General features: G+C 71.1%; 19 protein-coding genes. 10 read left to right on the forward strand and 9 right to left on the reverse strand.

Going from position 1 to position 20,156, the window contains the following annotated elements; translation table 11 throughout:
* Positions 1-151: 151 nt before the first annotated feature.
* Both ACIP6N_RS04015 and ACIP6N_RS04020 read left to right on the forward strand, forming a co-directional pair.
* On the forward strand, positions 152-529 hold the full coding sequence (locus ACIP6N_RS04015) for a DUF3099 domain-containing protein (RefSeq protein WP_401812698.1): 378 nt from the start codon (positions 152-154) through the stop codon (positions 527-529).
* Between the two features lie 373 nt (positions 530-902).
* Positions 903-1,166, forward strand: coding sequence for a hypothetical protein (locus tag ACIP6N_RS04020; protein WP_401812700.1), 264 nt, complete (start codon positions 903-905; stop codon positions 1,164-1,166).
* Here the strand turns inward: ACIP6N_RS04020 and moaA are convergent.
* The 3 genes from moaA to ACIP6N_RS04035 form a co-directional block, all read right to left on the reverse strand.
* The gene (gene moaA / locus ACIP6N_RS04025; protein WP_401812701.1) at positions 1,149-2,138 is read right to left on the reverse strand and encodes a GTP 3',8-cyclase MoaA; all 990 of its coding nucleotides are present in this window, start codon (positions 2,136-2,138) and stop codon (positions 1,149-1,151) included. The genes ACIP6N_RS04020 and moaA overlap by 18 nt on opposite strands.
* 216 nt (positions 2,139-2,354) lie before the next feature.
* The gene (locus ACIP6N_RS04030) at positions 2,355-3,995 is read right to left on the reverse strand and encodes a cation acetate symporter (protein WP_401812703.1); all 1,641 of its coding nucleotides are present in this window, start codon (positions 3,993-3,995) and stop codon (positions 2,355-2,357) included.
* A complete protein-coding gene (locus tag ACIP6N_RS04035) occupies positions 3,992-4,357 on the reverse strand; it encodes a DUF485 domain-containing protein (protein ID WP_401812704.1) in 366 nt (121 codons plus the stop codon). Before ACIP6N_RS04035 ends, ACIP6N_RS04030 begins: the two co-directional genes overlap by 4 nt.
* Before the next feature lie 232 nt (positions 4,358-4,589).
* On the opposite strand from ACIP6N_RS04035, the gene ACIP6N_RS04040 reads away from it, so the two are divergent.
* Positions 4,590-6,125, forward strand: coding sequence for a S8 family serine peptidase (locus ACIP6N_RS04040; RefSeq protein WP_401812705.1), 1,536 nt, complete (start codon positions 4,590-4,592; stop codon positions 6,123-6,125).
* A gap of 86 nt (positions 6,126-6,211) precedes the next feature.
* On the opposite strand, the gene ACIP6N_RS04045 is transcribed toward ACIP6N_RS04040, so the two are convergent.
* From ACIP6N_RS04045 to ACIP6N_RS04055, 3 genes are all read right to left on the reverse strand, one after another.
* A complete protein-coding gene (locus ACIP6N_RS04045; RefSeq protein WP_401812707.1) occupies positions 6,212-7,261 on the reverse strand; it encodes a zinc-dependent alcohol dehydrogenase family protein in 1,050 nt (349 codons plus the stop codon).
* 136 nt (positions 7,262-7,397) lie between these two features.
* Complete coding sequence (locus tag ACIP6N_RS04050) at positions 7,398-8,231, reverse strand: sterol desaturase family protein (protein WP_401812709.1); 834 nt, start codon at positions 8,229-8,231, stop codon at positions 7,398-7,400.
* Between the two features lie 157 nt (positions 8,232-8,388).
* Positions 8,389-9,111, reverse strand: a complete 723-nt coding sequence (locus ACIP6N_RS04055; protein ID WP_401812710.1) for a VIT family protein — start codon at positions 9,109-9,111, stop codon at positions 8,389-8,391.
* Between the two features lie 114 nt (positions 9,112-9,225).
* Here ACIP6N_RS04055 and ACIP6N_RS04060 point away from each other — a divergent pair, with 114 nt between their 5' ends.
* The 7 genes from ACIP6N_RS04060 to ACIP6N_RS04090 all read left to right on the forward strand — a co-directional run bounded on the left by ACIP6N_RS04060 (position 9,226) and on the right by ACIP6N_RS04090 (position 18,485).
* Positions 9,226-10,341 (forward strand): DEDDh family exonuclease, encoded by a 1,116-nt coding sequence (locus ACIP6N_RS04060; RefSeq protein ID WP_401812711.1) that lies wholly within the window; start codon positions 9,226-9,228, stop codon positions 10,339-10,341.
* Between the two features lie 223 nt (positions 10,342-10,564).
* The gene (locus tag ACIP6N_RS04065; protein ID WP_401812712.1) at positions 10,565-11,365 is read left to right on the forward strand and encodes an SURF1 family protein; all 801 of its coding nucleotides are present in this window, start codon (positions 10,565-10,567) and stop codon (positions 11,363-11,365) included.
* A 30-nt stretch (positions 11,366-11,395) separates the two neighbouring features.
* Positions 11,396-13,234: a glycoside hydrolase family 15 protein gene (locus ACIP6N_RS04070; RefSeq protein WP_401812713.1), complete on the forward strand. Its 1,839-nt coding sequence runs from the start codon at positions 11,396-11,398 to the stop codon at positions 13,232-13,234.
* Positions 13,235-13,281: 47 nt separating this feature from the next.
* Positions 13,282-14,037: an SDR family oxidoreductase gene (locus ACIP6N_RS04075; protein WP_401812714.1), complete on the forward strand. Its 756-nt coding sequence runs from the start codon at positions 13,282-13,284 to the stop codon at positions 14,035-14,037.
* 580 nt (positions 14,038-14,617) lie between these two features.
* Entirely contained in the window at positions 14,618-15,379 is a 762-nt protein-coding gene (locus ACIP6N_RS04080) for a DeoR/GlpR family DNA-binding transcription regulator (protein ID WP_401812716.1), read from the forward strand.
* A gap of 42 nt (positions 15,380-15,421) precedes the next feature.
* A complete protein-coding gene (gene pfkB / locus ACIP6N_RS04085; RefSeq protein ID WP_401812718.1) occupies positions 15,422-16,381 on the forward strand; it encodes a 1-phosphofructokinase in 960 nt (319 codons plus the stop codon).
* Positions 16,382-16,463: 82 nt separating this feature from the next.
* On the forward strand, positions 16,464-18,485 hold the full coding sequence (locus tag ACIP6N_RS04090; protein ID WP_401812719.1) for a fructose-specific PTS transporter subunit EIIC: 2,022 nt from the start codon (positions 16,464-16,466) through the stop codon (positions 18,483-18,485).
* A 106-nt stretch (positions 18,486-18,591) separates the two neighbouring features.
* On the opposite strand, the gene amaP is transcribed toward ACIP6N_RS04090, so the two are convergent.
* Genes amaP through ACIP6N_RS04105 form a run of 3 tightly spaced genes read right to left on the reverse strand, consistent with a single transcriptional unit; the run spans position 18,592 to position 20,142 of the window.
* The gene (gene amaP, locus ACIP6N_RS04095) at positions 18,592-19,170 is read right to left on the reverse strand and encodes an alkaline shock response membrane anchor protein AmaP (protein WP_401812720.1); all 579 of its coding nucleotides are present in this window, start codon (positions 19,168-19,170) and stop codon (positions 18,592-18,594) included.
* A gap of 4 nt (positions 19,171-19,174) precedes the next feature.
* The gene (locus tag ACIP6N_RS04100) at positions 19,175-19,813 is read right to left on the reverse strand and encodes a DUF6286 domain-containing protein (RefSeq protein ID WP_401812722.1); all 639 of its coding nucleotides are present in this window, start codon (positions 19,811-19,813) and stop codon (positions 19,175-19,177) included.
* Positions 19,810-20,142, reverse strand: a complete 333-nt coding sequence (locus ACIP6N_RS04105; RefSeq protein ID WP_401812723.1) for a hypothetical protein — start codon at positions 20,140-20,142, stop codon at positions 19,810-19,812. The genes ACIP6N_RS04100 and ACIP6N_RS04105 overlap by 4 nt, the downstream gene beginning before the upstream one ends.
* Between the last annotated feature and the right edge of the window lie 14 nt (positions 20,143-20,156).

The raw sequence follows: 20,156 nt of genomic DNA on the forward strand, positions 1-20,156 counted from the left end.
GGACGGCTCCGTACGGGGCGGGACGAGACATATACGTCCGGATTGGGTGTGCCCCGCTCTCGTGGCGGGCCGAGGCCCGGCGTACCGTAAGGCCCGTCAGGTCGTGGGTCCTGTCCGGTGGGTCCGGTGCGGTCGTTCGGGGTGGTGAGGCGTGAAGCGGAAGCGGAACGACGCCGAGGTCTTCCGTATCACGGGGGCCAGGCAGGGGCTCACGGACGATGTGCGCGGCCGGCAGCGGCGCTATGTGATCTCGATGCTGATCCGGACGGTGTCGGTTCTCCTGACCGTCATCCTCTGGAACATCGAGCGGATCGTGGCGATCGGGACACTGGCCCTGGGGCTGCTCCTGCCGTACGTGGCCGTCGTGATCGCCAACGCGGGCCGGGAGAACGCGCCTTCGCTGCCGTCGACGTTCGTCCCCGCGCCGAGCCGCCCCGCGCTCGCGCCGCCGTCGGGAGCCGTCGTAACGGAACCCGGGACGGACGCGCCGGACGATGAACGGCCGGGGCCCTCGCGCGAGCGGCCCTGACGGGCGGTTCCCCGTGAACCGGCCGGAGCCGCCGCACACCTTCGTCGCGACCCGGTCCGGACCAACTTCCCAGTGGTCCGCAAAGCTCATGGAAAGCTCAGATCAATCGTGAAGTTCCGGTGCCGGACACCCGGTCCCCCGTGACATACTTCGTAGGCGCTCCGCATCCCCCGTCGGAGCGACAGACCGACGCCGGGCAGCTCCCCCCGTGGCTGCCCGGCGTCGTCCTTGTCCCAGGACTTTCCGCGGCTTTCTCCGACGATTTTCCGGCGGCTTCGTGAGGATTTTCCGGAGCTTTCCGGGGGCCTTCCGGGGGTTTTCCGGGAGCGACGGCGCCGCAAGGGCAGTCCGGTCGGCGCACTAGGGTTGACGGGTGAACTTCCCCCACGATCCCGATTCCGCCCGCCCCGCTTCGCCGGACGCGGCACCCGTCTGCTCCGCGAAGGGCTGCCGCACCGCCGCCGTGTGGGTCATCGCCTGGAACAACCCCAGGCTGCACACCCCTGAGCGCCGCAAGACCTGGCTCGCCTGTGACGAGCACCGCGAGCACCTGTCCTCGTTCCTCGGCGTGCGCGGCTTTCTCAAGGACGTCGTCACGCTGAAGGAATGGCAGCGCGACTCAGCCGCCGATCGCTGACATCGGCCGCTCGGGCTGGAGAAAAGCGGGGTCGTCGAGGCCGGACCCCGCCTTCTTGCCCCACATCGCCCGGCGCCAGATGCGGCCGATCTCTTCGTCGGGCGCGCCGGACCGCAAAGCCGCCCGCAGGTCCGTCTCCTCGGTGGCGAAGAGGCAGGAGCGTATCTGCCCGTCGGCGGTCAGCCGGGTGCGGTCGCAGGCGGCGCAGAACGGGCGGGTGACGGAGGCGATGACACCGACGCGGTGCGGGCCGCCGTCCACGATCCAGCGCTCGGCGGGGGCCGCGCCGCGCGCCTCCCGGCCTTCGGGCGTGAGCGTGAAACGCGTACGCAGCGAGTCCAGGATGTCACCGGCCGCGATCATCCCGTCGCGCTTCCAGCCGTGCTGGGCGTCGAGCGGCATCTGCTCGATGAACCGCAGCTCGTAGTCGTTCTCCACCGCCCAGGCGAGCAGGTCGGGCGCCTCGTCCCCGTTGAGCCCCGGCATCAGGACGGCGTTGACCTTGACCGGGGTCAGCCCCGACGCACGGGCCGCGGCCAGACCGGCCAGTACGTCCGCGTGCCGGCCCCGGCGGGTGAGCGTCTTGAAGACCTCGGGACGCAGGGTGTCGAGCGAGACATTGACGCGGTCGAGTCCAGCCGCCTTGAGCGCGGCGGCCGTGCGCCCGAGTCCTATGCCGTTGGTCGTCAGCGACATCCGGGGGCGCGGTTCGAGCGCCGCGCACCGCTCGACGATCCCGGTGAGTCCGGGCCGCAGCAGCGGCTCCCCGCCGGTGAAGCGGATGTCGGTGACGCCGAGGCCGGTCACGGCGATACGGATCAGCCGGACGATCTCGTCGTCGCTCAGCAGCGCGGACTTGCCGAGCCATTCCAGGCCCTCTTCCGGCATGCAGTACGTACAGCGCAGATTGCAGCGGTCGGTGAGTGAGACGCGCAGGTCGGTGGCGATCCGGCCATAGGTGTCGATCAGCATTCCGGGCCCCCTCCCTGGTCGCCGACGTGTCAGCGGATCTTGCGTCGCCGGCTCTCCGAGCGTACGTCACCCCACCGGCGCCGGCCCCGCCGCTGACACCGGCAGCGGCGGGATCGCCCGCAGGACGGCAGTGGCACGCACGGCGGCCGCGCCCCAGTCCGCACTGCGGCGCGGCCGTCTTGTACCGCTCAGGGCGGCCGTCCTGCACCGCTCAGGTCAGTGCGCCCCTGTGCCGGTGAGGGACTTGACCTCCAGTTCGGCGTACTTGCCCTTGTCCGGCTCCTCCTTGGAGAAGAGCGTGCCGAGCCAGCCGAGCAGGAAGCCCAGCGGGATCGAGATCAGCCCCGGGTTCTCCAGCGGGAAGAAGTGGAAGTCGACACCGGGGAACATCGACGTCGGCTTGCCCGAGACGACCGGCGAGAACAGCACCAGCAGGACGGACGAGGCCAGGCCTCCGTAGATCGACCACAGGGCGCCCTGCGTGGTGAACCTCTTCCAGAACAGGCTGTAGAGGAGCGTCGGCAGGTTCGCCGAGGCCGCGACGGCGAAGGCGAGCGCGACGAGTCCCGCCACGTTCAGGTCGCGGGCGAACGCGCCGAGCCCGATGGAGACGATGCCGATGGCGACGGTCGCCCAGCGCGCCGCGCGGATCTCCTCCTTCTCGGTGGCGCCGCCCTTGCGGATGACGTTGGCGTAGATGTCGTGCGCGAACGACGACGAGGACGCCAGGGTCAGGCCCGCGACCACCGCGAGGATCGTGGCGAAGGCCACGGCCGAGATCACCGAGAGCAGGATCGCGCCGCCGGTCGAGTCGCCTCCGCCACCGATCTCCAGGGCGGCGAGCGGGGCCGCCGTGTTGCCGGCCGGGTTGGAGGCGATGATCTCCCCGGGCTTGAGCAGGGCCGCGGCGCCGAAGCCGAGCACGATGGTCATCAGGTAGAAGGCGCCGATGATGCCGATGGCCCAGATGACCGACTTACGGGCGGCCTTGGCGGTCGGCACCGTGTAGAAGCGGATCAGGATGTGCGGAAGTCCGGCCGTGCCGAGGACCAGCGCGATACCGAGCGAGAGGAAGTCCAGCTTCGAGGTCCCGGTAGCGCCGTACTTGAGCCCCGGTTCCAGGAACGCGGATCCCTTGCCGCTGTTCTCGGACGCGGATCCGAGCAGGTCGGAGACGTTGAAATGGAACTTCCACAGGATCAGGAAGGTGATGAGGATGGTGCCCGCGATGAGCAGGACCGCCTTGACCATCTGGACCCAGGTGGTGCCCTTCATTCCGCCGATGGTGACGTACACGATCATCAGGATGCCGACCAGCGCGACGATGGCGATCTTCCCGCCGTCGCTGGTGATGCCGAGCAGCAGGGAGACCAGTACGCCGGCGCCCGCCATCTGCGCGAGCAGGTAGAAGATCGAGACGACGATGGTCGAGACGCCCGCGGCGGTACGGACGGGGCGCTGCCGCATCCGGTACGCGAGGACGTCGCCCATCGTGTACCGGCCCGAGTTGCGCAGCGGCTCCGCGACGAGCAGCAGCGCGACCAGCCAGGCGACGAGGAAGCCGATGGAGTAGAGGAAGCCGTCGTAGCCGAAGAGGGCGATGGCGCCCGCGATGCCGAGGAAGGACGCGGCCGACATGTAGTCACCGGAGACCGCGAGGCCGTTCTGGAAGCCGGAGAACTGGCGGCCGCCCGCGTAGAAGTCGGCGGCGCTGCGGGTCTGGCGGCCCGCCCATACCGTGATGACGAGGGTCGCGAGCACGAAGATCGCGAAGAGCGTGATGATCAGCGGCCGGTGTGCGCCGGCGTCGGAGGAAGCCGCGAGAGGCAGCTGTCCCAGCTGGGCTGCGGTGCTCACAGGTCGGCCTCCATACGGGACTTGATGACGGCTGCCTTCGGGTCGAGCGTGCGGGTGGCGCGCCGCGAGTAGAGCCAGGCGATGAGGAAGGTGCTGAGGAACTGGGCGAGGCCGAAGGCCAGGGCGATGTTGATGTTTCCGACGACCTTGGTGCCCATGAAGCCGCCCGCGTAGTTGGACAGCAGGACGTACAGCAGGTACCAGGCGACGAAGCCGATGGTCAGGGGGAAGGCGAAGGAGCGGTGCGCGCGGCGCAGTTCGCCGAATTCAGCGCTCTCCTGCGTCTGGACGAACTGGTCGGTCGTGGGCTGGGTGGGGCTGGTGTGCGTGCCGACTTCGGGCGGCGCTGCATCGGTAGCCACGGAATCTCCTCGTGACGCGGGCGTGGTGGGGACGGGCGGGCGCTTCTCGTACGGGGTGACGTTGCTCACCCTCTGACAACGGCACGGAAGGAGAGGCGAAGCGGTTCAACGCAGGTGACTTTCTTCCGGAAATGATTGATCCGCAGGTGTGTTCGGGGATAACTTCGCTCGTCATGTACCCGTCCACGCGCGCCCGCGCTGGAGCGGCCCACCCGGATGATGTGGAGAACCCATGGCTCATCTGCGATCCAGACGGCGGCGCGTCCTGGCGCTGCCCGTAGGTCTGGCGCTCACCGTCTCGCTCGGTTTCCTGCCGTCCGGGACGGCCGCGGCCGCTCCGGGTGGTGGTACCGCTCCCGCCGCGGTCCCGGCGGACGGCCCGGCGCTGTCGTACGTCGTCAACACGAAGGTGGGCCACCCGGCGCCCGCTTCGGTGCGCAAGGCGATCGCCGACGCCGGCGGCACGGTGGTGACCGCGTACGACCAGATAGGCGTCACCGTCGTCTCGTCGAGGAATCCCGCCTTCGGCACGACGGTCCGTAAGGTCAGGGGCGTCGACTCGGCGGGCGCGACGCGTACCGCGCCGCTCCCCACCCAGTCCACGGCCGACGAGGGGAAGCCGAAGGCGCTCACCGCCGGAGAGCTGGCGGCGGCGGCGAAGAAGCAGGCCGACGGCCAGGATCCGCTGGAACCCCTGCAGTGGGACCTGCCCGCCATCAAGGCGGACAAGGCGCACAAGAAGTCGCTCGGCAGCCGCGATGTGACAGTGGCCGTCATCGACACGGGTGTGGACGACACCCACCCGGACATCGCGCCGAACTTCGACCGCGCCGCCTCCGTCAACTGCGTGAGCGGCAAGCCCGACACGACGGACGGCGCGTGGCGTCCGACCTCCGAGGAAAGCCCGCACGGCACGCATGTCGCGGGCGAGATCGCGGGGGCGAAGAACGGGGTCGGCATCACCGGCGTGGCGCCGGGCGTGAAGGTGTCCGGCATCAAGGTCGGTACGACGGACGGGTTCTTCTACACCGAAGCGGTCGTCTGCGGATTCGTGTGGGCGGCCGAGCACGGCGTCGACGTGACCAACAACAGCTATTACACCGACCCCTGGTACTTCAACTGCACGGACGACCCGGACCAGAAGGCGCTGGTCGACGCGGTCACCCGGGCGACCGGGTACGCGGAGAAGAAGGGCACCGTCAACGTGGCGGCGGCCGGCAACGAGGGCTACGACCTCGCGGCGCGCTCACTCACCGACACGTCGAGCCCCAACGACACCACTCCGGCGGGACGTGACATCGACACGTCCAAGTGCTTCGACATTCCGACCGAGTTGCCCGGTGTGGTCACCGTCGCGGCCACCGGTGCCAGGGGGTTGAAGTCCTCGTTCTCCAACTACGGTCTCGGTGTGATCGATGTGGCGGCCCCGGGCGGCGACAGCACCGCGTACCAGGCCCCGCAGGCCCCCGCGAACAACGGACAGATCCTCGGCCCGCTGCCGGGCGGTTCCTGGGGCTACATGGCGGGTACGTCGATGGCTTCCCCGCATGTCGCGGGTGTCGCGGCACTGATCAAGTCGAGGCATCCGCACGCCTCGCCGCTGATCGTCAAGGCGCTGCTCGCGGCCGAGGCGGACGGGACGGCCTGCGGCAACCCGTACGACATCGACAGTGACGGCGCGGTGGACGCGGTGTGCAAGGGCGCCAAGCTCTACAACGGCTTCTACGGCGCCGGTCTGGTCGACGCGCTGGACGCGGTGAGCAAGTAACGGTGAGCACGTAACACCACGAGCGCGCGGTGGGCCGCCCCCTTCGGACTTCGGGGGCGGCCCACCGTGCGTTCACCGGGCCAGGATCACGGCTTGATGAGCACCTTCAGCGCGGCGCGGTCGTTCATCGCCTTGTAACCACCGGGTACTTCGTCGAGGCCGACCGTCAGGTCGAAGACCGGCGAGGGGTCGATCGTGCCGTCCAGCACGTCGGGAAGCAGCTCCGGTATGTAGGCGCGGACCGGCGCGACCCCGCCGCGCAGAGCGATGTTCGCGTCGAACATGGTGCGCAGGTTCACCCCGTCACCACTGCCGTGCGGCGCTCCCACGTAGCCGATCGCGCCACCGGCGCGGGCGATGCCGAGGGCCGTGGTCATCGACTGTTCGGTGCCGACCGCCTCGATCACCGCGTGCGCGCCCTGCCCGCCCGTCAGTTCCCGTACGGCCGCGACGGCCGCGTCACCGCGTTCGGCGACGATGTCGGTGGCACCGAAGGACGTGGCGATGTCGGTGCGGGCCCGGTGCCGGCCGAGCATGATGATCCGCTCTGCGCCGAGCCTGCGGGCGGCCAGCACACCGCAGAGCCCGACCGCGCCGTCGCCGACGACGGCGACCGTGCTGCCGGGCCGCACACCGGCGCCGACCGCCGCGTGGTGGCCGGTGCCCATGACGTCGGAGAGGGACAGCAGCGCGGTCAACAGCCGGTCGTCCGAGGCCGCTTCGGCCGGGAGCTTGACGAGCGTGCCGTCCGCGAAGGGCACCCGTACGGCCTCGCCCTGCCCGCCGTCCACCTCGGGACTGCCCCAGCCGCCACCGCGCACACAGGACGTCTGCAGGCCCTCCTGGCAGAAGTCGCAGACACCGTCGGACCACAGGAAGGGCGCGACGACGAGATCCCCGGCCGCGAAGCCGGTCACCTCGGAGCCCGCGTCCGTGACCACACCGAGGAACTCGTGCCCGATGCGGGCACCGGGCTCCGGCTTCCTGGCGACCTCACCCCGGTAGGGCCAGAGATCACTGCCGCAGATGCAGGAGCGCAACACCCGCACGAGTACATCGGTGGGCTGCCGGATGATCGGGTCCGGTACCTCTTCCACTCGGATGTCGTACGGGGCGTGGATGACGGTGGCGCGCATACTTCATGTCCTCGCTGGTCAGCCGGTAGTTCAGCAGTTCCGGTCTCGCACTGGTCTCGTACCTGTCAACGCTACGCCCGGAGTCCGCGTCCCCGCGACCGTTCACCACCCGGTGCGGCCGGTGCGGGACGGTGGGTCACCGCGGCTGCCATCCGGGCCCGCCCAGCACGCGTCCCGCGCGTTCCCGCCAGGTGTGCGCGGCCCGCAGGTCGCGGGCGATCGCGGCGTACTCGTGGGTGGCGACCCGCAGGGGGTTGTAGGTTCCGATGTTCTTGGTGAGGCCGTAGACGGGGCGGTCGGTCTCGGGCACCCAGGAGCCGAACAGGCGGTCCCAGACGATCAGGATCCCGCCGAAGTTCCTGTCCAGGTAGCCGCCTTGGGAGGCGTGGTGGACGCGGTGGTGCGAGGGCGTGTTGAAGAGATACTCAACCGGCCCCGGCAGCTTGCCTATGCGCTCGGTGTGCACCCAGAACTGATACACGAGGTTGGCCGACGAGCAGAACGCGAGAGCGGCGGGATGCACACCGCACACGATGAGCGGGACGTAGAAAGGCCAGACGGTGAGCGAGGTCCAGGGCTGGCGGAGCGCGGTCGTGAAGTTGAACCTGCGGCTGGAGTGGTGGACCACATGACAGGCCCAGAGGATCCGTACGACGTGATGGCCGCGGTGGGACCAGTAGTAGAAGAAGTCCTGCGCGAGCAGCATCAGCGGAACCGTCCACCAGAGCACGGGCACCCGCAGCGGGGTCAGGGCGTGAACAGCGGTGTAAATGGCGAGGATCGGCAGCTTCCAGAAGAAGTCGAAGACCAGACTGCCGAGGCCCATGGTGACGCTGGTGGCGGCGTCCCTGGAGTCGTAGCCGGACGCGTCGTCGTCGGGATGGAACCGGTAACTCACCAGCTCGACCACGGTGAGCAGGACGAAGGCGGGTATCGACCACAGCACGACATCGGGCAGATTCGGCTCCATGCGAGCACGGTAGGGGCCGGTTCGCGGGTGCGGCCAGGGGTTGTTACCGACAAGCATGAGTGCCGGTTCACCGGCGTATTCACCGGCCGGGGTCACCGGACGCGGCGACGAAGTGTCCGTTCCCAGCCGTATCGTGCGGGTACAGCCAGGAACGTCGTCACACCCCCGCCGCCCCCAGGAGAGCCCCCGCTCCGTACGTCACCGCCATCGCGATCGCTCCCCCGCCGACATTGCGTGCCAATGCCCGCCCCACCGGCGCCGCTCCGAGCCTGGCGCTCCACCAGCCCGTCACCGACAGGGTCGCCAGGACGGCGAGGACCGTCACCCACAGCCGCAGGGACAGCGGCGGCAGCACGATCGCCAGGAGGGGCAGCAGCGCGCCCGCCGTGAAGGCCAGGAAGCTCGCGGCCGCCGCGTGCCAGGGGTTGGTGAGTGCGTCGGGGTCGATGCCCAGTTCCTCGCTCGCGTGGGCGCGCAGGGCGTCGCGGGCCGTGAGCTGTTCCGCCGCTTCGCGGGCCACGTCCGGTGAGAGGCCGCGCTCCGCCAGGAGGTTGGTGAGTTCGGCGAGTTCGGCCTGCGGCTGCTCGCGCAGTTCGCGGCGCTCCAGGGCCAGTGCCGCTTTCTGCGAGTCCCGTTGGGTGGAGACCGACACGTACTCGCCCGCCGCCATGGACATCGAGCCGGCCAGCAGTCCCGCGAGGCCCGCCGTGATCAGGGCCGCGCGGGAGTCCGTGGCGCCCGCGACGCCGACGACGAGGCCGGCCGTGGAGACGATGCCGTCGTTGGCGCCGAGGACCGCGGCGCGCAGCCAGTTGAGGCGGGGGCCGAGGGAGGGGCCGTGCGGCTCCTCGTGGGCGGGGACGCCGGTGGTGTCAGTCACCGGGGCAGCGTCTCACCGGCGCCGCCACCGTGCCCACAGCGACCCGCAATTGACGTGGCGCCCGCTCCGGATGACACCGGGCGGCGCCGTTGTCAGTCGTGGCCCGTATTCTCTGTGACCATGCTCGACGACCATACGACTGCAGTGACGTGGCCGACCGCGTACCCCGGGGGGTACGCGGTGGTCGACGTCGAGACCACCGGACTCGCCCGCGACGACCGGATAGTGTCCGCTGCCGTTTACCGCCTGGACTCCAGAGGCAATGTCGAGGACCACTGGTACACGCTGGTCAACCCGGAGCGCGATCCGGGCCCCGTGTGGATCCATGGGCTGACGACCGATGTCCTGGAGGGCGCCCCGCTGTTCACGGAGATCGCCGGCGAACTGGCGGAGCGGCTCGAGGGCCGGGTGCTCGTCGCGCACAACGCGATCTTCGACTGGCAGATGATCGCCCGCGAGTACGCGCGCGCCGAGCGCACCGCGCCGACCCGGCAGCGGCTGTGCACGATCGCGCTCTCGAAGGAGTTGGGCCTGCCGCTGCCCAACCACAAGCTGGAGTCGCTGGCCGCGCATTTCGGTGTCGTACAGCAGCGCGCGCACCACGCGCTCGATGACGCGCGCGTGCTCGCCGAGGCCTTCCGGCCGAGTCTGCACGCCGCCGCCCGGGACGGCGTACGGCTGCCGCTGCTCGAATGCCGGCCGCTCACCGAATGGTCCGACGCCCCCGCGCGGCCCCGGACCGGCTATCAGCCGTCGCACCGGCAGCAGGGCAGTTGGCGGCCCTCGCGCAAGCGGCCGGCCTGCCCGTATCCGAACCCGGGGCGGTACGTTCCGGGCGGGCAGCTGACGCAGGGGATGCGGGTGGCGTTCTCGGGGGACACCTCCGTCGACCGCGAGCTGCTGGAGGACCGGGTCGCGGAGGCGGGGCTGCATGTGGCGACCAGCGTGTCGCGGCTGACGAGTCTGCTGGTGACCAACGATCCGGGGTCCTCGACGTCCAAGACCGTCAAGGCCGCGTCGTTCGGCACGCCTGTGATCGACGAGGCGGCGTTCACCCAGCTGTTGCGGGACGTGGCCCCGGCCCCGGCCTCCGCCTCGGCTTCGAAGACTCCGAAGGCTGCCGTCCCGGCACAGGCGGCCCCGCAGGAACCCACACCGCCGCCTCCCCCGGTGCCCGCGCCGGGCCCCTCACCCGTGCAGATCTCCGCCCCCACCCTCGACGAAGCCTGAGACAGCGAGACCTGAGACAGCGGGGCCTGAGACAGCGGGGCCTGAGACAGCGGGGCCTCAGACGACAAGGCCTGAAACAGCGGGGCCCGAGACGCGGGCGCGGTCCCCGGGACCACCCAGGACACCCCGGGGACAAAGCCCGCGACAAGATGACAAGGCGGAAATGGCCGCGCCGGGCCACCCGGCGTCCGGCTGCCGTTCCCCGCCGAGTAACGTCGATGGCGTGTACCGCTTCCTGTTGTCCCGGCAGTGGGTGATCCTCACCCTTCTCGCCCTCCTGCTCATCCCCACGATGATCAAGCTGGGTTTCTGGCAGCTCCACCGCCACCAGGCCAAGGTCGCCCAGAACACGCTGATCGCGGACAACCTCAAGGCGAAGCCGGTCCCGGTCACCGAGCTGACCGCGCCTGGCCACACCGTCCCGAAGGCGGACTACTGGCGCCAGGTCACCGCCACCGGCCGGTTCGACACCGCGCACGAGGTCGTCGTACGCCGCAGGACGTCCAACGACGGCAAGGTCGGCTACCACGTCCTCATCCCGCTCGTCCTGAAGGACGGCACCGCGGTCATCGTCAACCGCGGCTGGATCCCCGCCGACGGCGACCAGCACGCCTTCCCGCCGATCCCGGCGGCCCCGCGCGGCGACGTCACCGTCACCGGCCTCCTCCAGGCGGACGAGACGACGGCCGCCAGCGGTATCAAGGACGTGAGCGGGCTCCCGCCGCGCCAGGTCATGCTGATCAGCGGCGAACAGCAGGCGAAGTCCCTCGGCCGCGCGGTCCTCGGCGGCTACATCGCCCAGACCGGGCCCGTACCGGCCGGCGGCAGTCCCGAGCAGATCCAGGATCCCGAGCACAGCTCGATCGGCCCGCACATGGCGTACGCCGTCCAGTGGTGGCTGTTCGTGGGCGGGGTACCCGTCGGCTGGGTGATTCTCGTACGCCGTGAGAAGCGCGACCGTCTGGCCGCCGCCGGGCAGGACACGCCCGCGCACGAGCCCGTCACAGCTCAACCGGCTGCTTAACCGCCCCGTACTGCGGGAACAGGCTCAGGCGTGACACAACGCATTGAGGACTACGCACTCATCGGCGATCTCCAGACCGCTGCCCTGGTCGGCATAAACGGCTCCATCGACTGGCTGTGCCTTCCTCGTTTCGACTCTGCGGCCTGCTTCGCCGCGCTGCTCGGCGACGAGGACAACGGCCACTGGCGCATCGCTCCCAAGGGCGCGGGCAACTGCACGAGCCGCAGCTACGTGGGTGAGTCCCTGGTGCTCGAATCCGTCTGGGAGACCCGCACCGGCACCGTCAGAGTCACCGACTTCATGCCGCAGCGCGATGTGGCCCCCGACATCGTGCGGATCGTGGAGTGCGTCAGCGGTTCCGTGGAGATGAGCGCCACGCTGCGGCTGCGCTTCGACTTCGGTTCGATCGTGCCCTGGATGCGGCGTTCCGACGGCCACCGGGTGGCGGTCGCGGGGCCGGACTCCGTCTGGCTGCGCAGCGAGCCGAAGGTCAAGACGTGGGGGCAGCAGTACAGCACCATCTCGTCGTTCACCGTCAGCGAGGGCGAGAAGGTCGCGTTCGTTCTCACGTGGCACCCCTCGCACGAGCCGCGCCCGCCGCTGGTCGACCCGTACGAGGAGCTGGCGAACAGCCTGGAGGACTGGGAGAAGTGGGCCGTGCACTGCCGGTACCAGGGCCCCCACCGCGCGGCCGTCATGCGCTCCCTCATCACGCTCAAGGCGCTCACCTACGCCCCGACGGGCGGTATCGTCGCCGCGCCCACGACCTCGCTGCCCGAGGAGCTGGGCGGCGTGCGCAACTGGGACTACCGCTACTGCTGGCTGCGTGACTCCACTCTGGCGCTGGGCGCGCTGGTTTCGGCCGGCTATCTCCAGGAGGCGGCGGCGTGGCGCGACTGGCTGCTGCGGGCCGTGGCGGGCGACCCCGCGGATCTTCAGATCATGTACGGGCTCGGCGGCGAGCGGCGGCTGCCCGAGTACGAGCTTCCCTGGCTGAAGGGTTACGCGAATTCCGCCCCTGTCCGCATCGGCAACGACGCGGTCAGTCAGCTCCAGCTCGATGTGTACGGGGAGGTCATCGACTCGCTGCATGTGGCGATGAACGCGGGACTCGCGTCCAAGCCGCACGCCTGGAACCTCCAGCTCACTCTGCTCGGCTTCCTGGAGTCGAAGTGGCGCGAGCCGGACGAGGGGCTGTGGGAAGTGCGCGGCCCGCGCAGGCACTTCGTGCACTCCAAGGTCATGGCGTGGGTCGCCGCCGACCGTGCCGTTCGGACGCTGGAGGCGCATCCGTCGCTGAACGGGGACGTGTCGCGGTGGCGTGCCATGCGCGACGAAGTCCACAAGGAGGTGTGCGAGAAGGGCTACGACCCGGTGCGCAACACCTTCACTCAGTCGTACGGCTCCCAGGAGCTGGACGCGGCGACGCTGCTGATCCCCCGGGTGGGGTTCCTGCCGCCGGACGATCCGCGGGTGGTGGGCACGGTCGACGCGGTGCGTGCGGAGCTGGGCCACGAGGGGCTTCTGAACCGCTACAGCACGCAGGGCAAGAAGACGGACGGCCTCCCGGGCAACGAAGGGACGTTCCTGGCCTGTTCCTTCTGGCTGGCCGACGCGCTGCACGCGACGGGCCGTACGGACGAGGCCAGGGAACTGTTCGAACAGCTGCTGGAACTGCGCAACGACGTCGGGCTGCTCTCGGAGGAGTACGACCCGGCGGCGAAGCGCCAACTCGGCAACTTCCCGCAGGCGTTCAGCCACATCGGCCTGGTCGTCACGGCGCTCGGCCTGTACGGGGAGAACCTGGCGGAGCCGACGGAGTCGGCGGAGACGATGGACTCGTCCGACACCCTGGACACGACGGGGTAGGCCCCCGGCTTCCGCCTGCCCCTGGCCCCACCTGCGAAAATCGGCGCATGGATCTTGGACTGAAGGACCGCGTGTACGTGGTCACGGGTGGCACCCGGGGCCTTGGACTGGCCACGGCGGATGCGCTGGCGGGCGACGGCGCGAAGGTGGTCGTCTCGGGGCGCGACGAGAAGGGCGTGCGGGACGCCGCCGCGTCGCTGGGGCCGGGAGCTGTCGGGGTCGCGGCGGACAACGCCGATCCGGCGGTGGCGGACCGTCTGATCGGCGTCGCCCGCGAGCGGTTCGGCCGCTTCGACGGCGTACTGATCAGCGTCGGCGGGCCCGCCCCGGGGCAGGCGGCGCACTCCACGGACGAGCAGTGGCAGACGGCGTTCGAGACGGTGTTCCTCGGTGCGGTACGGCTGGCCCGCGCGGCGGCGGCGGAGCTGGGCGAGGGCGGGGTCATCGGCTTCGTCCTGTCCGGCTCGGTCCATGAGCCGATCCCGGGCCTCAGCCTCTCCAACGGACTGCGCCCGGGGCTCGCGGGCTTCGCGAAGTCCCTGGCGAACGAACTGGGCCCGCGCGGGATACGGGTGTTCGGCCTGCTGCCGTCGCGTATCGACACGGACCGGGTGCGCGAGCTGGACGCGCTGTCGGGCGACGCGGAGGCCGAGCGGGCGGCGCAGGAGGCACGGATTCCGCTGCGCAGGTACGGGACGCCGGAGGAGTTCGGGAGGACTGCCGCGTTCCTGCTGTCGCCGGCGGCGTCGTATCTGACGGGAGTGATGGTGCCGGTGGACGGCGGAGCGCGGCACGGTTTCTGAGCCGCGGCCAGGCTGTCGGGCCGCCCCCGGCTGTCAGGCGCGGCCCGACGGCCGGGCTCGGCCCGGGCACCAGGCACGGCCCGGGATTCCAGGCTCGGCCAGACAGACCGGCACCGCCGCCCGGCCGAGGCCCAGACAACCCGGCTCAGCCAGGATGCCGGGCGCGGCCCTGATGCCAGGTACCGCCCGGCCGAGGCCCAGACAACCCAGCTCGGCCAAGATGCCGGGCGCGGCCCGAACACTGAGCACCGCCCGGCCGACGCCCAGACAGCCCGGCTCAGCCCGAACGCCCGGCTCAAGCCCGACAGCCCGGCACTCCCGGCCGCCGCCCAGACAACCAGGCTCGGCCCGGATGCCGGGCCCGGCCCGACAGCCCGGCGTGACCGCGCGGCCCGGCACATGCCCGAACCTGTCCGGGTCCGCCGCCCGTTCCCGCCCCACGCCCCGCTGATGCGCGAGCCAAGCACCCGTTCCTGTCCGATCACGCCCGTTCACAGTCCGAGTCTGTTTACTTCCTGGAAATCTCCAGGTAGCCTTCAGCGAAACCACAGGTTCGGGCATGAAATGGACGTAAACACAGATGTACGCACCGGAGCGTCAGCAGGAGATCCTGCGGCTGGCCCGTGAGGGCGGCCGGGTCGACGTGCTGTCGCTCGCCGAGGAGTTCCAGGTCACTCCCGAGACCGTGCGGCGCGACCTCAAGGCCCTCGACCGGGCCGGGCTGGTGCGCCGGGTGCACGGCGGGGCCATACCGGCGGGGCGGCTCGACTTCGAGCCGGACCTCGCCGAGCGTGAGTCCACCGCCGCCGACGAGAAGGACCGCATCGCGCAGGCCGCCCTCGCCGAGCTGCCGCCGGACGGGAGCGTGATCCTCGACGCGGGATCGACCGTCGCCCGGCTCGCGGGCGCCCTTCCGCTGGACTGCGAGCTGACCGTGGTCACCCACGCGCTGCCCGCGGCCGCCCGGCTCGCCGACCACCCTGGGATAGACCTGCATCTGGTCGGCGGCCGGGTCAGGCACCGTACGCGCGCCGCCGTCGACGCCTGGGCGCTGCGGGCGTACGGCGAGATCCGCGCCGATGTCGTCTTCCTCGGCACCAACGGCTTCTCGCCCGACGCCGGCCTCACCACCCCCGACCTCGCCGAGGCCGCCGTCAAGCGTGCCGTCGTCGGCGCGGCCCGGCGCGTGGTGCTGCTCGCCGACTCCGCCAAGTACGGGCAGGAGCACTTCGCCTGCTTCGGCACGCTCGCCGACATCGATCTGGTCATCACCGACAACGGGCTCAGCCCTTCGGACAGAGCCGCGGTCGAGGCCGCGGGCGCCGAAGTGCTGTGTGTTTAGGAGAAGCGCCATGCGCACAGGAAAGCCGTCGGGGATACGCTCATGATCCTCACCGTCACCCCCAATCCCAGCCTCGACCGCACGTACGAGGTCCCGTCCCTCGATCGCGGCGATGTGCTGCGCGCCACCGCCGAACGTGTGGATCCCGGCGGCAAGGGTGTCAACGTCTCGCGCGCGGTCGCCGCGGCCGGGCGGAGCACCGTCGCCGTACTGCCGCTCGGAGGAGCGGCGGGGGCCCTCGTCGCCGCGCTCCTCGCGGAACAGGGCATCGAGGTCGCCCGCGTGGCGCTCTCCGGCACGACCCGTTCCAACATCGCGCTCGCCGAACCCGACGGCACGCTGACGAAGATCAACTCGCCGGGTCCCGAACTGACGGCCGCCGAGTCCGAGTCGCTGCTGACGACGATCCGCGCGCAGTTCAGTGCCCACCCGGGCGGCGAGGGCTGGATCGCCTGCTGCGGCAGCCTGCCGCGCGGGCTCGCGCCCGAGTGGTACGCCGAACTGGTCGCCCACGCCCACCGCGCCGGAGCCAGGATCGCACTGGACACCTCGGGGCCCTCGCTGCTCGCCGGGCTCCGGGAGCGGCCGGACGTCGTGAAGCCGAACGCCGAAGAACTCGCCCAGGCCGTCGGCCGCCCTCTGCTGACGGTCGGTGACGCGGTCAAGGCGGCGGAGGAGCTGCGGACGTACGGCGCCAGGTCGGTGCTCGCCAGCCTCGGCGCGGACGGCCAGCTGCTCGTCTCGGACGCCGGGACCTACTTCGGCTCCGCCGTGGTCGCCGACGTCCGCAGCAACGTCGGGGCGGGCGACGCCTCGCTCGCCGGGTTCCTGGCGGCGGGCGGCGAAGGTCCGAAGGCACTGGCGGCCGCGGTCGCGCACGGCGCGGCGGCCGTAGGGCTGCCGGGCAGCGTGATGCCGTCGCCGGCGGACCTGGACCCGTCGGCCGTCACGGTGACGTCCGACGTACCGCTGGACCGTTCCCTCACGGAGCCCGCCCGATGAACCTTCCGACCCCGATCCACGGACCGGCACCGGTCCGCACCCACATCCCCACCCGCGCGATATCCGAGCAAGGGAGCCCGCGATGAGCGACATGATCACCGCGGACCTGGTCGACCTCGACCTGGCCGCCGAGACGAAAGAGGCAGCGGCCCGGTCGCTGGCCGAACGGATGGTGGCCCTCGGCCGCGTCACCGACCTGGACGGTTTCCTGGCCGACGTGGCCGCGCGCGAGGCGCAGATGCCGACCGGCCTCGACGGCGGCATCGGCATTCCGCACTGCCGCAGCGCCCATGTCACGGAGCCGACGCTGGCCTTCGGCCGCTCGGCGCGGGGCATCGACTTCGGCGCCCCGGACGGCCCGGCCGACCTGATCTTCCTGATCGCGGCGCCGGCCGGCGCGGACGACGCGCACCTGTCGATCCTGTCGGCCCTGGCCCGTCGGCTGATGGACGACAACTTCACCTCCGCGCTCCGTTCGGTGGCGACGCCCGCGGCGGCCGCGTCCCTGGTCAGCGGCGAAGAGAGCGCTCCGGCGCCCGCGCAGGAGAGCCCGGCGCCCGTCGCCGAAGCGCCCGCCGCGGACCGGGACGGCGGAAAGAAGGACGGCGCGAAGAAGGAGGACGGCCTCTTCCGGATCGTCGCCGTCACCTCCTGCCCCACCGGCATCGCGCACACGTACATGGCGGCCGAGTCCCTGGAGCAGGCCGGCCGGGACGCGGGCGTCGAGATCGTCGTCGAGCCGCAGGGCTCCTCCGGGTTCACCCGGATCGACGCCTCCGTCATCGCCGCCGCCGACGCGGTGATCTTCGCGCACGACGTGCCCGTACGGGAGAAGGAGCGGTTCGCCGGGAAGCCCACCGTCGATGTCGGCGTGAAGGCGGGCATCAACCGGCCGGCCGAGCTGATCGCCGAGGCGCGCGGCAAGGCCGAGCGCGGCGAGACCACCGGCTCCTCGGCCGCCACGCCCGTCGACAACGCGGGCGACCCCGGGGACGGCTACGGCACCAAGCTGCGCAAGTGGCTGATGTCCGGCGTGAGTTACATGGTCCCGTTCGTCGCGGCCGGCGGTCTGCTGATCGCGCTCGGCTTCGCCATCGGCGGCTACACGATCGACAAGGCCCCATCGGTCACCGAGCACTTCGTCTGGCTGGACTCCACGAGCTGGGCCGCGCTGCTGTTCCAGGTCGGCGGCCTCGCGTTCAGCTTCCTCGTGCCGGTCCTCGCGGGCTACATCGCGTACGGCATGGCCGACCGCCCGGGTCTGGTACCCGGCTTCGTCGGCGGCGCGATCGCGCTCAGCGTCAACGCCGGCTTCCTCGGCGGTCTGGTGGCCGGTCTGATAGCCGGTGGCACCGTCATGGCCATCCAACGGGTGAAGGTGCATCCCACCTTGCGCGGCATCATGCCGGTGGTGGTGATCCCGCTGATTTCCTCGGCGGTGGTCGGCTTCCTGATGTTCCTGATCGTCGGCAAGCCGATCGCCTCCCTCCAGACGGCCCTGACCGACTGGCTGTCCGGGCTCTCCGGGAGCAACGCGATCATCCTCGGCATCGTCCTCGGCCTGATGATGTGCTTCGACCTCGGCGGCCCGCTGAACAAGGTGGCCTACGCCTTCGCGGTCGGCGGCCTCGCCACCCCCAACGAGGGCAGCCTGAAGGTCATGGCCGCCGTGATGGCCGCGGGCATGGTCCCGCCGCTGGCGATGGCGCTCGCCACGACCGTACGGGGCAGGCTGTTCACCCGTACGGAACGGGAGAACGGCAAGGCCGCCTGGGTGCTCGGCGCGTCCTTCATCACCGAGGGCGCGATCCCCTTCGCCGCGGCGGACCCGCTGCGGGTGATCCCCTCGGCGATGGCGGGAGGCGCGGTCACCGGCGCGCTGTCGATGGCCTTCGGCTCCACCCTCCGGGCCCCGCACGGCGGCATCTTCGTGGTCCCGCTGATCGGCGCTCCGCTGCTCTACCTGGTCGCCATCGCGGCGGGTACGGCCGTCACCGCCGGACTGGTCATCCTCCTCAAGGGGACCCGCCGGACGAACGGTCCCGAGCGGGAGGCAGCGGGCCAGGGCTCCGGAGTGGAGAGCAAGGTGCCGAGCGCCGTCTGAGCCGTAGCTCTCCCCCGGCCCCACGCGACCGCGCGCGAAGCTTCCCGGCTTCGCGCGCGGTCGCGTGCCGGGCTTTCCGCGAGACCGGACAACGGGCGGGCGTCCGCTACGTCACCCGCTCCGCCGAGTGCTTCGCCGCCCGCAGCCTGACCTCCGCCGGCAGCGAGGCGAGGCCCGCCGAGTCGCGCGCGTGCGCCAGTGCCTCGCCGGTGAGGTGGTGCAGGGCGTCTTCCGGCGACACATGCGGTTCCAGGAGCAGGCGTACGCGTGCCGCCGGGGCGTTCCTGCGGCCGGTCAGGTCCGCCTGGGCGCGGGACACGCCCTTCTGGGACTCCGCCTCGCTCTCCAGGACGCTTTCCAGCGCTCGCCCCCGCAACAGCGCGTATTCGCCGTCCCCGCTGTCCACCAGCACCTCCGACAGCCGGGCGCGGCGGAACTGGGCCAGCAGCCACCACACGGTCAGGACGAACAGCACCGCCAGGGCCGCGATGACCACCGGCCACCACCAGCCGTCCTTCCGGAAGTGCTGACGGTTCGCGCGGGTCAGCAGGACGTCGTGCGGGCCGCTGTACGGCCACCAGGACGGCACGGACCAGTGCAGCCCCTGCGCCAGCACCATGCCGCCCGCGCACAGCAACACCAGACCGATGAGGCCGAGCAGCAGGCGGTTGACCAACCGGATCATCCGGTCATCCCTTCTTCTTGGGCCTGCGTACGCGCACGGAGAGCCCCGGTGACCGCGCCAGGCCCAGTTCCGTGATCCCGGTGGAGAGCGCGCCGTCCAGGTCCCGGCGTACGTCGTCGAGGTCCCGGAAGTGCGACTGGGCGTGCACGCGGACCTTCCCGCGGCGCATCCGTACCTTCACGGACCGCACCCCCGACACCTCCATCGCCCGGTCGCGCAGGGTCAGTTTCGCCGCCTTGCGGTCGAGTCCGGCCCGTACGTGCGAGAAGTCCCGCCGCATCGGCAGCAGCGCCCGCAGTCCGGGCGTGAGGACCAGCAGGATCAGCCACACGCCGAGGGCCATCGCGACGCCCGCCGCCACCAGCACCCAGGTCTCGTTCAGCGGCTGGCTGGCCATCTGATCGGCGAGTTGGCGGCGCCAGGACATCGCGGGACGGCCTGCCCGTACGGCCGCGATGTCGTAGAGCATCAGCCCGGCCGCGCCCAGCGCGATCGCGGCCACCAGCGCCGCGGGGACCCGGCGCGCGCTCCAGAAGCGCCCCGCTCTGCCGCCGCTTCCCTCACGGGACGCCGGACTCGCGCCGGGCTCGTACTGCGCGGCGGAGGCCGACTGGTCCAGTTCGGCCACGCGGTCGTCACTCATCGGATCCTCCCCTGGGACGCGTCACGGGAATGGGCGGAGTGGAGCTTTTCGACCCGCACCTCCACCTCGGGCACCTCCATCCCCGCCAACGCCTTTACCCGCCGGGCGACCTGACCACGCACGGCGCCGCACTGGGCGCCGATGTCGGAGGGGTAGTCCAGTTCGAGACCGACCCGCACCCGCGCGCTGTCGTGGTGCACCGTGACCATGGCATGCGGTGCCTCACCGTCCTCCGGTACGTGGCCGAGGGCTTCACGCGCCGCCTGCGCGGCGATCTTGGCGACGACGCGGTCGGCGATGCTGGTCGACCCCCGTCCGGCAGCCGCCACCCGCTCTCCGGCCA

Source organism: Streptomyces sp. NPDC088725 (assembly GCF_044751305.1).
GTDB lineage: Bacteria > Actinomycetota > Actinomycetes > Streptomycetales > Streptomycetaceae > Streptomyces.

Excerpts from the sequence above, each read along its gene's own strand:
- moaA (WP_401812701.1), bottom strand. The coding sequence starts at position 2,138 with ATGCTGATCGACACCTATGGCCGGATCGCCACCGACCTGCGCGTCTCA.
- ACIP6N_RS04040 (WP_401812705.1), top strand. The coding sequence starts at position 4,590 with ATGGCTCATCTGCGATCCAGACGGCGGCGCGTCCTGGCGCTGCCCGTA.
- ACIP6N_RS04045 (WP_401812707.1), bottom strand. The coding sequence starts at position 7,261 with ATGCGCGCCACCGTCATCCACGCCCCGTACGACATCCGAGTGGAAGAG.
- ACIP6N_RS04050 (WP_401812709.1), bottom strand. The coding sequence starts at position 8,231 with ATGGAGCCGAATCTGCCCGATGTCGTGCTGTGGTCGATACCCGCCTTC.
- ACIP6N_RS04075 (WP_401812714.1), top strand. The coding sequence starts at position 13,282 with ATGGATCTTGGACTGAAGGACCGCGTGTACGTGGTCACGGGTGGCACC.
- ACIP6N_RS04080 (WP_401812716.1), top strand. The coding sequence starts at position 14,618 with ATGTACGCACCGGAGCGTCAGCAGGAGATCCTGCGGCTGGCCCGTGAG.
- pfkB (WP_401812718.1), top strand. The coding sequence starts at position 15,422 with ATGATCCTCACCGTCACCCCCAATCCCAGCCTCGACCGCACGTACGAG.
- ACIP6N_RS04090 (WP_401812719.1), top strand. The coding sequence starts at position 16,464 with ATGAGCGACATGATCACCGCGGACCTGGTCGACCTCGACCTGGCCGCC.
- amaP (WP_401812720.1), bottom strand. The coding sequence starts at position 19,170 with ATGATCCGGTTGGTCAACCGCCTGCTGCTCGGCCTCATCGGTCTGGTG.
- ACIP6N_RS04100 (WP_401812722.1), bottom strand. The coding sequence starts at position 19,813 with ATGAGTGACGACCGCGTGGCCGAACTGGACCAGTCGGCCTCCGCCGCG.